The organism is Brevundimonas sp. P2_A6, assembly GCF_056404975.1.
Window position 1 is genome coordinate 429,493 of record NZ_JBFUCZ010000001.1, and the last position, 15,384, is coordinate 444,876.

16 protein-coding genes are annotated in these 15,384 nt (G+C 68.1%); 7 read left to right on the forward strand and 9 right to left on the reverse strand.

The annotated features are described in order from the left end of the window. Positions 1 to 27: 27 nt before the first annotated feature. The 4 genes from AC1DW4_RS02210 to AC1DW4_RS02225 form a co-directional block, all read right to left on the reverse strand. Positions 28 to 1,239 (reverse strand): phosphoglycerate kinase, encoded by a 1,212-nt coding sequence (locus AC1DW4_RS02210; RefSeq protein ID WP_477015603.1) that lies wholly within the window; start codon positions 1,237 to 1,239, stop codon positions 28 to 30. A gap of 189 nt (positions 1,240 to 1,428) precedes the next feature. Next, complete coding sequence (gene gap, locus AC1DW4_RS02215) at positions 1,429 to 2,436, reverse strand: type I glyceraldehyde-3-phosphate dehydrogenase (RefSeq protein WP_477015604.1); 1,008 nt, start codon at positions 2,434 to 2,436, stop codon at positions 1,429 to 1,431. A 78-nt stretch (positions 2,437 to 2,514) separates the two neighbouring features. Then, a complete protein-coding gene (locus AC1DW4_RS02220; RefSeq protein WP_477015605.1) occupies positions 2,515 to 4,086 on the reverse strand; it encodes an ATP-binding protein in 1,572 nt (523 codons plus the stop codon). Then, the gene (locus tag AC1DW4_RS02225; RefSeq protein ID WP_477015606.1) at positions 4,083 to 4,802 is read right to left on the reverse strand and encodes a response regulator; all 720 of its coding nucleotides are present in this window, start codon (positions 4,800 to 4,802) and stop codon (positions 4,083 to 4,085) included. Before AC1DW4_RS02225 ends, AC1DW4_RS02220 begins: the two co-directional genes overlap by 4 nt. Before the next feature lie 126 nt (positions 4,803 to 4,928). Here AC1DW4_RS02225 and AC1DW4_RS02230 point away from each other — a divergent pair, with 126 nt between their 5' ends. Together AC1DW4_RS02230 and AC1DW4_RS02235 are read left to right on the forward strand one after the other, a co-directional pair. Next, entirely contained in the window at positions 4,929 to 5,591 is a 663-nt protein-coding gene (locus AC1DW4_RS02230; RefSeq protein WP_477015607.1) for an EF-hand domain-containing protein, read from the forward strand. Positions 5,592 to 5,646: 55 nt separating this feature from the next. Then, on the forward strand, positions 5,647 to 6,942 hold the full coding sequence (locus tag AC1DW4_RS02235; RefSeq protein ID WP_477015608.1) for a S41 family peptidase: 1,296 nt from the start codon (positions 5,647 to 5,649) through the stop codon (positions 6,940 to 6,942). Positions 6,943 to 6,958: 16 nt separating this feature from the next. On the opposite strand, the gene AC1DW4_RS02240 is transcribed toward AC1DW4_RS02235, so the two are convergent. The 4 genes from AC1DW4_RS02240 to tkt all read right to left on the reverse strand — a co-directional run bounded on the left by AC1DW4_RS02240 (position 6,959) and on the right by tkt (position 10,715). Further along, entirely contained in the window at positions 6,959 to 7,774 is an 816-nt protein-coding gene (locus AC1DW4_RS02240; RefSeq protein ID WP_477015609.1) for a hypothetical protein, read from the reverse strand. 83 nt (positions 7,775 to 7,857) lie between these two features. Continuing rightward, complete coding sequence (locus AC1DW4_RS02245) at positions 7,858 to 8,244, reverse strand: VOC family protein (protein WP_477015610.1); 387 nt, start codon at positions 8,242 to 8,244, stop codon at positions 7,858 to 7,860. Then, complete coding sequence (locus tag AC1DW4_RS02250; RefSeq protein WP_477015611.1) at positions 8,241 to 8,717, reverse strand: group II truncated hemoglobin; 477 nt, start codon at positions 8,715 to 8,717, stop codon at positions 8,241 to 8,243. The genes AC1DW4_RS02245 and AC1DW4_RS02250 overlap by 4 nt, the downstream gene beginning before the upstream one ends. 3 nt (positions 8,718 to 8,720) lie before the next feature. Continuing rightward, a complete protein-coding gene (gene tkt, locus AC1DW4_RS02255) occupies positions 8,721 to 10,715 on the reverse strand; it encodes a transketolase (RefSeq protein WP_477015612.1) in 1,995 nt (664 codons plus the stop codon). Positions 10,716 to 10,809: 94 nt separating this feature from the next. Here tkt and AC1DW4_RS02260 point away from each other — a divergent pair, with 94 nt between their 5' ends. The 4 genes from AC1DW4_RS02260 to AC1DW4_RS02275 all read left to right on the forward strand — a co-directional run bounded on the left by AC1DW4_RS02260 (position 10,810) and on the right by AC1DW4_RS02275 (position 13,065). After that, the gene (locus AC1DW4_RS02260) at positions 10,810 to 11,061 is read left to right on the forward strand and encodes a hypothetical protein (protein ID WP_477015613.1); all 252 of its coding nucleotides are present in this window, start codon (positions 10,810 to 10,812) and stop codon (positions 11,059 to 11,061) included. Next, positions 11,061 to 11,378: a cell division protein ZapA gene (locus tag AC1DW4_RS02265; RefSeq protein ID WP_477015614.1), complete on the forward strand. Its 318-nt coding sequence runs from the start codon at positions 11,061 to 11,063 to the stop codon at positions 11,376 to 11,378. Before AC1DW4_RS02260 ends, AC1DW4_RS02265 begins: the two co-directional genes overlap by 1 nt. 286 nt (positions 11,379 to 11,664) lie before the next feature. Further along, complete coding sequence (locus AC1DW4_RS02270) at positions 11,665 to 12,234, forward strand: 5-formyltetrahydrofolate cyclo-ligase (RefSeq protein WP_477015615.1); 570 nt, start codon at positions 11,665 to 11,667, stop codon at positions 12,232 to 12,234. A gap of 6 nt (positions 12,235 to 12,240) precedes the next feature. Continuing rightward, positions 12,241 to 13,065, forward strand: coding sequence for a TIGR00282 family metallophosphoesterase (locus AC1DW4_RS02275; RefSeq protein ID WP_477015616.1), 825 nt, complete (start codon positions 12,241 to 12,243; stop codon positions 13,063 to 13,065). Here the strand turns inward: AC1DW4_RS02275 and AC1DW4_RS02280 are convergent. Next, on the reverse strand, positions 13,062 to 14,624 hold the full coding sequence (locus AC1DW4_RS02280) for an alkaline phosphatase D family protein (RefSeq protein ID WP_477015617.1): 1,563 nt from the start codon (positions 14,622 to 14,624) through the stop codon (positions 13,062 to 13,064). The two genes, AC1DW4_RS02275 and AC1DW4_RS02280, sit on opposite strands and share 4 nt — an antisense overlap. A 300-nt stretch (positions 14,625 to 14,924) precedes the next feature. Between AC1DW4_RS02280 and AC1DW4_RS02285 the strand changes: the two genes are divergently transcribed. Continuing rightward, positions 14,925 to 15,377: a peptidase S1 gene (locus AC1DW4_RS02285; protein ID WP_477015618.1), complete on the forward strand. Its 453-nt coding sequence runs from the start codon at positions 14,925 to 14,927 to the stop codon at positions 15,375 to 15,377. Positions 15,378 to 15,384 lie beyond the last annotated feature (7 nt).

The following is a 15,384-nucleotide window of genomic DNA, read 5'->3' on the forward strand; positions in this document are numbered from 1 at the left end:
TCGAAGTCACGCCGTGTTACATCCGTTTCAGCCGCGCAGTGCCTCGACGCCGGGCAGGGGCTTGCCCTCCATCCATTCGAGGAAGGCCCCGCCAGCGGTGCTGACGAAGGTCATATCGTCCACGACGCCGGCGTGGTTCAGAGCCGAGACGGTGTCGCCGCCGCCGCCGACCGCGACCAGGACACCGGCCTTGGCCAGCGCCGCCGCGTGATGGGCGACCGCGACCGTGGCGGTGTCGAAGGGGGGCACCTCGAACACGCCCAGCGGGCCATTCCAGATCAGGGTCTTCGACGCCGTCAGGGCATCGACCAGACGGGCGACGGTGGCGGGACCGGCGTCCAGGATCTTGTCGTCGGCGGACAGGGCGTCGCCGGCCATGACGACGCGGCTGGCGGCACCGGGCTTGACCTCGGTGGCGACGACGAAATCGACGGGAAGCAGGAGTTCGCAGCCCTTGGACTTGGCCTCGGCGATGATCTCCAGCGCCGTGTCGGCCATGTCGCGTTCGGCCAGCGACCCGCCGATGTCTATGCCTTGGGCGAACAGGAAGGTGTTGGCCATGCCGCCGCCGATGGCGAGGCGATCCAGCTTGCCGACCAGGTTCTTCAGCAGGTCCAGCTTGGTCGAGACCTTGGCCCCACCGACGATGCCGATGACCGGTTTTTTCGGATTGCCGAGCGCGGCGTCGAGGGCGTCGAGCTCGCGGCGCATGGACTCGCCGGCATAGGCGGGCAGGTGGTGAGCGATGCCCTCGGTCGAGGCGTGGGCGCGGTGCGCGGCCGAGAAGGCGTCGTTGACGTAGAGGTCGCCGAGGTCGGCCAGCTTGGTGGCGAAAACCGGGTCGTTGGCTTCCTCGGCCGCGTGGAAGCGGATGTTCTCCAACAGGACCACGCCGCCGGCGTCGAGGTCGCGGATCGCGGCCACGGCGTCCGGGCCGATGCAGTCCTCAGCGAAGCGGACGGGGGCCCCCAGCAGGTCGGACAGGGGTTGGACGACGGGACGCAGGCTCATGGACGGGACGACCTTGCCCTTCGGCCGGTCAAAATGGGCGAGCAGGGCGACCTTGGCCCCGGCGTCCCGCAGCCGCTGGATCGTCGGCAGGGCGACCCGCAGGCGGGTGTCGTCGGTGATCCGCCGATCTCCAGGAGAGTTGGCCTCCATCGGGACGTTGAAGTCCACGCGGACCAAGGCGGTCTTGCCGACCAGGGAACCGGCGTCGTCGAGGGTGCGGAAGGTCATCTATGTCTCCGGTTCCTCTCCCACAGGGAGAGGGCTTGAGGTTCGGAGAGCGACAGCGATCCGCAAACCGAAAGGGTGAGGGGTTACGGTGCGAGCCGGTGAGAGGCAAACCCCTCACCCTTTCGCGCAAACCGATCGCTTCGCTCTCGGGCGCTCAAGCCCTCTCCCTTAGGGAGAGGGCTCAAGCCATCACATCAACTTCGCCATCACCAGCGCGGTATCGGCCATCCGCGTGGCGAAGCCCCACTCGTTGTCGTACCAGGTCAGGACGCGGGCCAGCTTGCCGTCCACGACCTGGGTTTGGGGCAGGGCGGCAGTCGAGGACGCCGCGATGTGGTTCAGGTCGTGCGACACCAGCGGCTCGTCGGTGGTGGCCAGGACGCCTTTCATCGGGCCGTCGGCGGCGGCCTGAAGCGCGGCGTTGATCTCATCGACCGTGACCTCGCGGCCGGCGACGACCTTCAGGTCGACGACCGAGACGTTCGGGGTCGGGACGCGGATCGACGAGCCGTCCAGCTTGCCCTTCAGCGCGGGCAGAACCAGGCCCAGGGCCTTGGCGGCGCCGGTCGAGGTCGGGATCATCGACAGGGCGGCGGCGCGGGCGCGGTACAGGTCCTTGTGCATCGTATCCAGCGTCGGCTGGTCGCCGGTGTAGGAGTGGATCGTCGTCATGTAGCCGCGCTCGATCCCGAACAGGTCGTGCAGGACCTTGGCGACGGGGGCCAGGGCGTTGGTGGTGCAGCTGCCGTTGGAGACGATGATGTCCTCGGCGGTCAGGGTATCGTGGTTGACCTTGTAGACGATGGTCTTGTCGGCGTTGTCGCCGGGGGCCGAGATCAGGACACGCTTCGCGCCGGCCTTCAGGTGCGCCTCGGCCTTGTCGCGCGCGGTGAAGATGCCCGTGCACTCGAACGCGATGTCGACGTTCAGATCCTTGTGCGGCAGGTTCGCGGGATCGCGCTCGGCCGTCACCTTGATCTTGCCCAGGCCCACGTCGATCCAGTCGTCGCCATGACTGATGACGCCCGGGAAACGGCCGTGGACGCTGTCGTATTTCAGCAGGTGAGCGTTGGTCGCCACCGGCCCCAGGTCGTTGATCGCGACCACCTCGATGTCGCGGCGGCCATGCTCGACGATGGAGCGCAGCACGAGGCGGCCGATGCGGCCGAAGCCGTTGATGGCGACGCGGACGGTCATGGGGAGGTCTCCTGAAGCGGTGTTCTTGATTGGGCGCTTCAATGGAACCCAAGGGGCGCGGGATCAACCCCGCAGGCGTCACAAGGGGTGACCAAATGCTTCCCTCTCCCGCTGGGAGAGGGGTAGCCAGAGTTTCGCCTCCAGCCCGCCGCCCGGCTGGTTCGACAGGGTGACCTCTCCTCCGGCGGCACGGGCCGCCTGTCGCGCGACGGCCAGCCCCAGCCCTGCGCCGCCGGTCTGGCGGTTGCGCGAGCGTTCGCCGCGCTGGAAGGGCTCAAACACCGTCTCCAGCTCGGTTTCGGCCAGGCCGGGGCCGTCGTCCGATACGACGATCGTCGCCCTGTCGCCCTGTCGCGTCGCTTCGATGCGCGCGGAGCCTGCGAACTTCACGCCGTTTTCGATCAGGTTGCCGATGGCCCGTCGCAGCGCGGCAGGGTCGCCCATGACCGGTAGAGGTCCGCCGCCGACGAAGGTCACGGCCGCGCCGGTTTCCGCGAACCCGTCCGCACAGGTTTCGGCCAGGGCAGCCAGATCCAAGGGCTCGCGCCGTTCGGCCTGGGCCTCGCCGCGCACGAAGGCCATGGCCTGGCCGATCAAGCCGTCCATCTCCTCGACATCGGCGGCCATCCTGTCGCGCAAGGAATCCGGGGCCTGTTCGGCGCGGAAGCGAAGGCGGGTCAGCGGGGTGCGCAGGTCATGGGCGATGGCGGCGATGGTCTGGGTGCGCTGGCGCATGTGACCCCGGATCGAGGCCTGCATGTCGTTGAAGGCGGTGATGGCGGTGCGCACCTCGGATGGACCGGCGGGTGTCAGGGGGGCGGCGTCGGGGTCGGCACCCAGGCGTTCAGCGGCCTCGGCGAACACGCGGATCGGCCGGGTCAGCCTGCGGGCCATCAGCCAGACCAGCGGGGCCAGCAGCAGGGCGGTGATGGCAAGCGCGATCAGCAGCCGCATCTGCCAGGGATCGATCAGCCCTCGCGGCGGCTCGACCGTGGCCCAGCGCCCATCCGGCAGGCGCAGGGATGCCGAGAAGGGCGCGAAGGTCAGGCGATCCGCAGACACGTTGAAGCGCATCTGGCGATCACCGGTCGTGACGACGCGGACCGAAGAGCCGCTCAGGTCCGGCGCAATGTCCGGGCCTCGCCGTTGTGCGAGCACGGTGCCGACCTCGGCCATCAGGGCATCGTGGTCGGCGCGAGACGCCTCGCCTGCCTCCTGGGTGAAGACGAAACGCTCGATGCGCCGTTCGCCGGGAGGCGGTGGTGGTCCTGCCGGCCCACGCGGTCCCGGCCCCCGTCGTCGGATGCTGAACTCCGACCGTTCCGGGGCCAGTCGCACCCTGACCGCCGTCGCCGGGACACCCAGCCTCTGTGACAGAGCAAGGGTGATGCCGCTCTCGATCGGTCCGGGCTCGGCCCGGGTCACGCCCGGCTGCGCGGACACATATCGCCGGAGCGCCCGGCCGTCGGAGGTCTCCGCCGTCTTGCCCTGCAGGGCATCCGCGGCAGCAGCGACGCTGAAGCCGGCAGGACGGGGCGCCGGGGCCAGAAGGACCACGGCGAAGGTCACGGCCTGGGTCGCCACCACGGCGAAGACCGCCAGCAGCGCGACCTGTACCAGGACCGACAGGGACGAAAGCGGGTTCTTCACGCTCGTCCCCCGCGCTCGACCTTTCGCACGCGGGCGTCGAACCGGTAGCCCTCGCCCCGGATGGTGGTGATCAGGTCGCGGCCCGAGCCGTCGTCGAGCTTCTTTCTCAGACGACTGATCTGCACATCCATGGCCCGATCGAACACGTCGGCCTCGGTGCCGCGGGCGGCCTCAAGCAGTTGGTCCCGCGTCAGGATTCGGCCCGGGCGTTCGACGAAGGCGCGCAACAGACCGAATTCCCCGGCTGACAGCTGAACCGACCCGCCGTCGGCGCGCGTCAGCTCGCGTCGCACCAGATCCAGGGTCCAGCCCTCGAAGGTCAGGGCCGCTCCGGCCGGCGCATCCTCCTCACGCGGGCGGCGCAGCACCGCCCGGATGCGAGCCAGCAGTTCGCGCGGGTTGCAGGGCTTGGCCAGATAGTCATCCGCGCCCAGCTCCAGCCCCACGATCCGGTCGGTGTCCTCGCCCATGGCCGACAGCATGACGACCGGCGGGGTGCCCGACAGCCGGCGCACCACCGACAATCCGTCCTCGCCCGGCATCATCAGGTCAAGCACGATCAGATCCGTGGGGCTGGCCGCCAGGGCCTGGTCCATCTCCGCGGCCGAGGCGGCACCGCGCGCCTGATACCCATGCTGACCCAGATAGTCGCACAGCACCTCGCGGATGCCGGGGTCGTCATCGACGACGAGAATGCGGGCGGGGGTCTCGCTCATGTCGCCTTGATGCCATCCCAACGGCACCGCGTCATTTCACGGCTGCAACAATCCGCGCGCAGGCTGAAATGCGATTGCAAACCGGACGTGGTGGAAAGGCGTCATCAGAAACGAGGACTTGTCCCCATGACCATCGCCGCCATCGCCCTGTTCGCTGCGCTCGCCGGGTCGCCCGCCCTGACGCAGGACGCGCCCCGCCCCGAGACGCGGTCAGAGGTGCGTATCGTCACCCTGGGCGGACCGGACGGCCACGGCCCCGGTCGTCTGGATTCCGACGGCGACGGCGTGGTCACGCGCGAGGAGTTCTCCGCACCGATGGCCTTGGCGTTTGATCGGATGGATGCCGACCATGACGGACGCCTGACGACCGAGGAACTGGCGGCGGGGCATCGCGAGGGAGGCCCGGGCGGACCCGGCGTCCGCGTCATGACCATGGGCGGTCCGGGCGGGCCGGGCGGCCATCCGATGATGTTCCGGCGCGGGCATGAGGAGGGCGGCGACGCCGATGTCTTCGTGATCCGGCGCGACGGCGGTGCCGAAGGCGGTCCACCCCCCGGTCCCGGCGGGCCGGGCGAGCGTCGTGTCGAAATTCGGCGCTTCGGCGGACCCGACGGCCATGGCGCGATGGACGCCAATGGCGACGGCAAGATCTCGGAAGACGAGTTCCTCGCCCCGATGCGGGAGGCGTTCCAGTCCATGGACGCCGACCACGACGGTTCCCTGGACGACAGCGAGGAGCCTCACGGCCCGCCGCCGCCGCATCACGCGCCGCCCGCACCAGCGAACTGAGGGTTCTCGCCTGAACGCTTGAGGCGCGGGCTCGCTCCGGTCTAGGCTGGTGGGGATGACGCGCCCCGCCAGCCGCCCCCTTGCGATGTTGAGAGCCTGGGCGGTCGCGTTCGCGCTGGCCGGCGGCCTTGTCGTCACCGGTTCGACGTCGGCGCAGGTCGCGGTCGATGATCCGGTGGTCTCGCCCCTTCCCATGCCGCGAGCGCGTGCGCGCATGAACGCGCGGGTGTTCGACACGGTCTGGAACACGGTGCGTCGCCAGTATTACGATCCTGCCCTCCATGGGGTCGACTGGCGACAGGCCCGCGAGATCTATCGGCCCATGGCCATGGCGGCGACCGACGACCGTCAGCTCTATCGGGCGATCGGTCGAATGCTGGACCTGCTGGACGACCAGCACGCCGGTGCCATCTCGCCCGCGATGGCCCAGCGCCAGGAGGTGGCCCGAACCCGACGCGCCGTCATGGGCGTCGTTCTGTCCAGGGAGACGTCGGACGTCTGGCGGATCGATACGGTCCGCCCCGGCTCCCCGGCCGAAGAGGCGGGCATCCTGCCCGGGTGGCGACTGCAGAGCGTCGATGGCCAGTCGTGGGGCGTGGACTTCGCCGTGGAAGACGGTCGGGCGCTGCGGTTGGATCTGACCGATGAACACGGCGACCTGCATATCGTGAGCGTCACGCCGCGCGAGATGGAACCGGTCCCGGCCTTCAGTCTGGATGACAGTCGCCCTGGCGTCGTCGTCCTGCGGGCCGAGGGGTTCGAGGCCGGTATGGGGCGTTGGATCGGAGAGCAACTGGCGCGACTGTCGCCTGAAACCGACGTGATCCTGGACCTGCGCGGCAATCCAGGCGGCCTCCTGCTCGAGGCCGACGCCACCCTGTCGTGCTTCCTGCCCGCCCGCCTCGACTGGGCGACGCGGGTTTCCAGGTCCGGCAGGCCGGCCACGCTGTCGGTGATGCCCGGATGCGGCCCCTTGCGCGAACCGATCCCCAATGATGTCGCCCTTCTGGTCGATGCCAACAGTCGCAGCGCTGCCGAACTGACCCCAGCGGCGCTCCAGGAGGCGGGGCGTGCCCTGGTGGTCGGCGAGCATACAGCGGGGGCGGTTCTGATTTCTCAGGACACACCCCTGCCCGATGGGGGCCGGCTGACGCTCAGTCGGGCCGACTACATCACTTCGGGAGGTGTCCGACTGGAGAAGAATGGTGTCGAGCCGGACATTCTGGCCGTCCGCACGACCGAGGATCTGCGCGCCGGGCGTGATCCCGCGCTCGACGCCGCGATCCACGCCCTGGCACAGCCGGAGGCCATGCAGAAGGCGGGAGCCGCAGCTCGGCGGCCGAGCCTCTGACTCGACGGCAATCGGTTCAGACGCCCTCGACGTACGGCAACCAGTTGTGGGATTCGCCGGCTGCTTTCAGGGCCGCGATCATGTCGGCGGGCACCCCGGCGGCGACCAGGTCTTCCGCCGACAGAGAGGCCTGTTCGCCGCAGGCCTGAACCACATGAGGCAGTTGAGGGGAGACCGACAGACTTTCGTTTCCAGCATCCGCCCATATGGCAAAGCCGCCATCGTTCAGGCTCTGCGGGTCGAACACGTCGCGGCAATCCGCCAGCCATTCCTGGTCAGGGTTGGCCAGCATCCTGGCGCTGTACCAGCGGGCCAGGGCCATCGAGTGGACACTGGCCGTGGATCCTGCGGGCATGTCCGTCAGGCTGTCGCTGGTGACCCCCCAATTGGGCAGGGCGTTCGACCAATCCACCCGCCGGCCCGTCGCCAAATCATAGGTGATCGGCGTCTGGCTTGTGGATGGATAGGGCCCGCCACATTCGTACTCATCCGAGACCATGTAGGTCACATAGCCGGGACCCGTCATCGGCTGGGTGACCGCCCGGGTGAAGCCGCCCCCTTCGCAATCCATTGCGGCCTGCCGGCCCATAGCGTCTACCAGCGCCAGGTCCGCGTTGATCGCGGCGATCGGGGCACTGCTGCCGGCCAGCCGGGCTGCCGCCGCGACCTTCGGCGAAAGCGGAGGAGTGTCGACAAAGGTCACGCTGGCCGACGACTGCGGGTCAGTGCCGGCGGCATCCTGCGCGGGCGTTTCCGGCCCGCACGACATCAACAGCGTGGCAGCCAGGCTGACGAAAACCAAGCTTCCATAGCCATTTGCCTTGTTCGTCATGATCCACCCCGCGTCGATTTCCGCGCGACCTTCGCTTGATTTCAGGTTGGAGGACAGCCCACCAGACCTGACGATCGACGGCCTCAGCGAGCGGGCTGGATGAGATCCCAGCCATTGCCATAAAGGTCTTCGAAGACCGCTACCGTGCCATAGGGCTCGTGGCGCGGTGCCTCTCGAAAGCGAACGCCAGAGGCGATCCAGGCGGCATGATCGCGGGCGAAATCGTCGGTTTCCAGGAATAGCCAGACCCGCTCGCCCGCCTGCGCTCCGATGGTCGCCCTCTGTGCCTCCGTCGAGGCCTGTGCCAGCAACAAAGACGTCTCGCCCCCGCGCGGCGTGACCCGGACCCAGCGCTTTCCGTCCCCCAGGTCTGTGTCCTCGCTGAGATCGAACCCCAGCGTACCGACATAGAAGGCGATGGCCTCGTCATAGTCGCGCACCAGCAGGCTGACCGCGCCGATGCGGTTCATGGTTGTGCCTCGTGAACGTACGGGCCGCCCGGCGCGCCCCAGGTCCAACGGGGCATTGGCGAGGACGCAGGCATTGGCACGCCAGGCTGCGAGTTGATGACGGCCAACCGCGATCCCCACTCCAGATAGCCGACGAAGGCCGAGCGAAACTCCGGGTCATCGGCCAGGCGAACGTCGTCGGCGGTGGTCAGCAGCAGGTCGAACCACCGGCGCCGCTGTGTCTCGTCCAGATGGCGATTCAGGTGGTGGCCGATCATCCGGACATGGCCGTCGCCGGAAGGGTCATAAAGGGCGGGCCCACCCAGCACCTCGCCGATGAAGTCCGCCAAATGCGCCGGATGGTCTGCGTCCATTTGGGCGAAAACTGGCGACAACACCTCGTCCAGCGCAACCCGACGATAGAACTCCGTCGTCAGCGCAAGCAGGGTCTCACGGCCTCCCAGCCAGTCGAACAGGCTGGGAACGTCCGCCATGACCTAGAGCCGCGCCTTGACCGCCGCGACCACGGCATCGGCCGTGATTCCAAACTCGCGATACAGCACATCCGCCGGGGCCGAGGCTCCGAAACCGGTCATGCCGACGAAGGCGCCGTCCTCGCCGATGAACCGCTCCCAACCCTGTTTGATCGCCGCCTCGACCGCGACCCGCACCGTGCCCCGGCCGATGACCGAGGCGCGATAGGCGTCGTCCTGCTGCTCGAACAGTTCAAAGCAGGGGACCGAGACGACGCGCGTGGGCGTGCCTTCGGCCTCCAGGGTCGCGGCGGCCTTCAGGGCGACGGGAACCTCGGTTCCGGTGGCGAACAGGGTGACCCTGGCCTCGCTCGAGGCGGGCTTCAGCTCATAGGCTCCCTTGGCCGACAGGTTCTCGTCCGACGCCGTCAGACGGACCGCAGCCGTCTTCTGACGCGACAGGGCCATGGCCGACGGGGTGGTCTTGTGCTGCAGGGCGATCTGCCAGCATTCGAAGGCCTCGACCGTGTCGGCGGGACGGAAGACCAGCAGGTTCGGGATCGCCCGCAGGGCCGCCAGGTGTTCGACGGGCTGGTGCGTCGGGCCATCTTCGCCCAGGCCGATGCTGTCGTGCGTCAGGACGTGGATGACCCGCACGCCCATCAGCGCCGCCATGCGGATGGCCGGGCGGCTGTAGTCCGAGAACACCATGAAGGTGCCGCCGTACGGTATGACGCCGCCGTGCAGCGCCATGCCGGTCATGGCCGCGGCCATGCCGAACTCGCGGATGCCCCAGTTGACGTAGCGGCCCTCGTATCCCGGCGCGTCGAAGATCGGCGTGCCCTTGACGAAGGTGTTGTTCGATCCGGTCAGGTCGGCGGAACCGCCGATCATCTCCGGCACCGCGCCGAAGAGAGTCTCCAGCGCCGCGCCCGAGGACTGGCGCGTGGCCTGGGCCGGTTGATCCACGACCAGTTGGGCGATCCCGGCGTTCAGGGCGTCGAAGGCGCGCTCGGGCAGGTCGCCGGCCATGGCGCGGGTGAAGTCGGTGGCCTGCGACGAGGCGGCGAGGCGGGCTTCCCAGGCCTTGCGGTCTTTAGCACCGCGCTTGCCGACCTTTTTCCAGGCCCTGTCGATGGCTTCGGGGATGACGAAGGGTTCGTGGTCCCAGGCCAGGCCCAGCCGGGTGGCCGCGATCTCGGCCGCGCCGAGGGCCGCGCCGTGCGTCTTGTGGCTGCCTTCCATGGTCGCCGCACCGCGACCGATCTTGGTCCTGCAGGCGATCAGGGTCGGCCGGTCCTGCTTGGTCGCCCATTGCAGCGCCGACTTGATGGCCTTGGTGTCGTGGCCGTCGATCGCCTTGACCGCCCATCCAGCCGCCTTGAAGCGCGCCTTCTGATCGGTGGCGTCGGACAGGGCCACCGCCCCGTCGATGGTGATGGCGTTGTCGTCCCACAGCACCGTCAGCTTGTTCAGCTTGTAGCGCCCGGCCAGGGCGATGGCCTCCTGTGAAACCCCCTCCATCAGACAGCCGTCACCCGCGATGACCCAGGTCCGGTGATCGACCAGGTCGCCACCGTATTTGGCCGCCAGGTGCCGCTCGGCCATGGCGAACCCCACCGAGTTGGCCAGGCCCTGGCCCAGCGGACCCGTGGTCGTTTCCACCCCCGGCATGTGGCCGTATTCGGGGTGACCCGCCGTCTTCGACCCCCATTGGCGAAAGTTCGACAGTTGCTCGGCCGTGGCCGCCTTGTATCCCGTCAGGTGCAGCAGGGCATAGATCAGCATCGAGCCGTGGCCCGCCGACAGGATGAACCGGTCGCGATCGGCCCAGTCCGGGCGACTGGCATCGAACTTCAGGAACTTCGAGAACAGCACCGTCGCCACGTCTGCCATGCCCATCGGCATGCCGGGGTGGCCGCTGTTGGCCTTTTCCACGCCGTCCATCGCCAGAACGCGGATGGCATCGGCCATCTGTTTCACGGTGGCTTTTTCAGGGGCGGTTTTGGCGTCGGCCACGGGCGAATCTTTCGTCTGGGGGCGGAAAAGGCGGGTGCTGCGCTTTACCGCGCGGCGTGGGCGGGTTCTATACGAAATCTGGAGGAAGCGACCGATGGCCGACGCCACCACCGCCGCGCGCGACCGCATCGACCGGGCCCTGGCCCTGCTGGAGCGTCGCATCAACGAGTTGAAGGCATCGCCAGTGGTGTCGGACGACGACCTGTTCGCCATGCCGCCCTCGACGGGGCTGGCTGCGGACAAGACGCGTATCGCGGAGCTGGAGGCTGCCGGGCAGGAAGCCTCACGCGCGTTGGCGCAGGCCGCCGAGGCGGTTCGTGCTGTGCTGTCCGAAAGCGCCGACTGATGGCCACGGTGACGGTGGAGATCAACGGACGGCCCTATGCCGTGGGGTGTGCCGACGGACAGGAGGACCGGGTGCGCGTCCTGGCCAAGCAGTTCGACGACAATGTCCGACAGGTCGCGGCCGACGTGGGCCATGTCGGCGATTTGCGGCTGTTCCTGATGGCGGCATTGGTGCTGGCCGACGAACTGCACGAGGCGCGTCTGGCTGCGGGCGGCGAGATCGCCCTGCCGACCGCCGTCCCGTCCGCCGAAACAGGTGTCGCCGAGGCGCTGAACGCCGTCGCCGCCAGGATCGAGAAGATCGCCCAGAGCCTCTGACCCGGGGCTGTGATCTTCGCCGGCTGCCATTGCCGCCGGCCGCCTGCGCGCCTATCTTGATCGACGGCGGGTCATGCTGTGGCTCACGTCGAAGGCAACATATCCTCGCGGCCTTAATTCACTCGAAGGGATCTGTCCCTGTCTGACCTCGTGGGGTCGGGTACACGGAGCCCACCTGGCTACCCAGGCTCGAGAGGATTTAAACCGTCCTTCACGGCTCTTACGGCGCCGCCAACCTCTTTTCCCTCTTTAGGGCGCCACCGCTCGCGACGCGGTCGCTCGCTGCTTGAGCGCAACGATGGATGTGACCGGCAAGGCCGCCCTGCGTGCAGAGGCGAGGGCGCATCGCAAGCGCCTGGCACACACCTTCCCCGACGCCGCCGAGTGTGCAGTCCTGCATGTTGGCTCCCTGCCATCGGGTGATCTCGTGGCCATCTATCGCGCCATGGGGGCTGAGCTTGATCCGGACCGTTTGGCCCACGCCCTGATCGCTGCGGGCCGGGCCCTGTGCCTGCCGGTGGTGCTGGACCGCAATGCGCCGATGGTTTTTCGCCGCTGGTCGCCGGGCGATCCGGTCGAGGACGACGCGGTAGGTTGCCCTGCGCCTCTGCCGCTGGCCGAGGTCGTCGATCCCGACCTGATCCTGACGCCGCTGCTGGCGTTTGACGATTTCGGGGGGCGGCTGGGGCAGGGTGGCGGCTACTACGACCGCACGTTTGAAGCCCGACCGGACGTTACGCGGATAGGGTTCGGTTATTCCGGCCAGCGGGTCGAGCGCCTGCCCATGGAGTCGCACGATGTCCGCCTGCATGGCGTTCTGACCGAGGTCGGCTATACCGCCGCCCGAAAGGTCTAACTCCCCATGCGTCTTGCCTTCTTCGGCGATGTGATCGGCAAGTCCGGTCGCGACGGCCTCAGTGATCACCTGCCCGGATTGAAGCGGGTGCTGAAGCTCGACTTCGTGGTGGTCAATGCCGAAAATGCGGCCGGCGGCTTCGGCATCACTGAGAACACCGCCAAGGAACTGTTCATGGCCGGCGCGGACTGTCTGACGCTGGGCAACCACTCCTGGGACCAGCGCGAGGCCCTGACCTATATCGTGCGCGAGCCGCGCCTGATCCGTCCGGCCAACTATCCCCGGCTGATGGACGCGCCCGGCGCAGGCGCGAACCTGTTCGAGACGCCGTCGGGCAAGACGGTTCTGGTCATGAACGTGCTGGGCCGCATCCACATGGACGCCGTCGACGATCCGTTCGGGGCCGTCGACCGCGAGCTGAACGCCGCCCCCCTGGGCCACGTCGCCGACGCCGTCATCGTCGACATGCACTGCGAGGCGACCAGCGAGAAGATGGCCATGGGCCACTTCTGCGACGGGCGAGCGTCCCTGGTCGTCGGCACCCATACCCACGTCCCGACCGCCGACGCGCAAATCCTGCCGGGCGGCACGGCCTATCAGACCGACGCCGGCGGCTGCTGCGACTACGACAGCGTCATCGGCAATGAGAAGGAAGAGCCGCTACGGCGCTTCACGACGCGAATCTCGCAAGGGCGCTATTCACCCGCTCACGGCCCCGCGACGGTCTGTGGGGTCTATGTGGAGACCGACGACAAGACCGGTCTGGCCGTCCGCATCGAGCCGATCCGGGTCGGCGGTCGACTGAAGCAGACGATTCCCGAGGCCGCCTAAGCCCCGACCAATCCGGCCTTGCCCGCTTCGACCGCGAATTTGGCGCGCGTGGTGAGCACACCGCCCCGGTCGTGGATCTGGTCCAGCACCTTGAATTCGGTCTGCCAGCGGTCCGGGGTGACGTCGCAGATGACATAGCCGCGTTGGGCGTTGTTGAACTTCAGCTGCGGGTTCGCCGCCTGGATGCGCGCCATGTCGGGCCTCTGGTCGACGCCGTCACCGCCAGAGCTGATCGAGGTGGCCACGAACTCGGTCGCGATCGCGTCGCCTTCGGGATGTCGGCCGTCGATGAAAAGCTCACCGGCATAGTTCTGATGCTCGTCGCCGGTGAGGACGACCACGTTGTCCATCCGGCGGTCCTTGATGTGCTGCAGCAGACGGGCGCGCGGCACGCGGTAACCGGCCCAGCTGTCTGGATTGACGCCGTAGTCGGTGCCGGGGTTGCGGTCCAGATCCATGACCATGACCTGCTGGGCCAGGGTGTTCCAGGTCGCCTGCGACCGGTTCAGCCCATCGAACAGCCAGGCCTGCTGCGCCTGGCCCAGCACCTCGGCATCGCGGTCGTTGATGGCGTCGCAGCCAGCATTGTACTGGTCGCCGCAGGGCTGGTCACTGCGGAACTGACGCGTGTCCAGCAGGTGTACGTCCAGCAGGTCGCCATAGGCCGCCCGGCGGTACAGCTGCATGGCCGACCCGCGCGGGAACGACGAGCGTCGAAGCGGCATGTGCTCATAGAAGGCCTGCATGGCCGCGGCCTTGCGCAGGGCGAACACGGCCGGATCGGTCCCGTCCTGGTCGATGTCCCCGACCCAGTTGTTGTCGACCTCGTGGTCGTCATAGACGGTGAACCAGGCCGCCGACTGGCGCGACGCCTGAAGGTCCGCGTCCATCGTGTACTGGGCATAGCGCTGGCGGTAGTCGGTGACGGAATAGACCTCCCCACCGATATGGACGCGCGGGTTCTCGTTGGGCGTCGTGGTGCCGTAGATGCGGTTTCCGCGACCCTCGTAGATGTAGTCGCCGTAGAAGAAGATGAAATCCAGATCCTCGGCCGCGATCTTGCGGTGGGCGGTATAGTAGCCGCTCTCGAACGCCTGACAGCCGACGACGCCGAACTTTACCTGGGCGGTCGGGGCCCCGACCAGGGGCGTCGTCTTGGCACGGCCGACGCCGCTGCGTTCGCTGCCCGCTCGGAAGCGATAGAAATAGGGGCGGGCGGGCTCCAGCCCCTCGACCTCGACGTGCACCGCGTGACCCAGTTCGGGCCGGGCGATGGCCTCGCCCGTGCGGACGATGGTGCCGAAACCAGCGTCGGCGGCGACCTCCCAGGTCACGGCCATGGGCTGCGACGGCATGCCGTGATCGGGCTCCAGCGGACGAGGGCACAGGCGTGTCCAGATCACGAAGCCGTCGGGCAGCGGACCCCCGGCCGCCACGCCCAGTTGAAAAGGATTGTCCTCGAACACCGCCTGAGCCAGCGAAGAGCGGCCCACGGCAAGGGCGGCACCGCCCAGGCCGGCGCTGGCGAGCAACGAACGACGAGAGAGAAACAGCGACATGACGGGCCTCGCGCAATCGACGGCACTGAGTATCGCGCACCTGTGACGGTTCGTCGAAGGGCCGTCAGAAATAAGAGGGTTGTGCGGCCGCGCCTCGCGGAGTCATGTTATTCGCAAGGCAGCGGAGGCTGCTTCGCCTTGGGAGGGGCCAATGAGAAACGTCTGTTTTTCAACCGACTATTGCGGTCGGCCATCGCGCCTCTGTGTGCTGCCCACCGCCTCCCACGGGTTCTTCCACTGATCGAATGCCGTCCGGTGGCACACCGCGACGCTCAATCCTTAACCTGCCAGGAGACTTCCATGCGTGCCCTGATCTCAATGCTGGCCATGACGGCCGCTCTCGCCGCCGCCGGCGCCGCTGCCGCCCAGGACCCGAGTGCAAACGCGGGCGACGGATCGCGCAAGAACGCCGGTTTCACGCCGGATCCGATCACCTCGAACATCTATTCCGGCGGGTCGATCGATGCGTCGCGCACGATCGGCGGGTCCTGCGTGGGGATGATCGCCAACGCCCCGGACTATGAGTTCACCTATACCGCCGGGTCGTTCCCGCTGAGCTTCCGGGTCCAGTCGCGCGGCGACACCAGCCTGATCATCAACGGTCCCGATGGCCGCTGGTACTGCAATGACGACACCAACGGCCTGAACCCGGAGCTGACCTGGGGCCGCCCGGCCAGCGGCTCCTACGACGTCTGGGTCGGCGCCGTGGGCGATGCGGCCTCGGCCACCCTCTACATCACCGAAACGCCGTAAGGCGGTC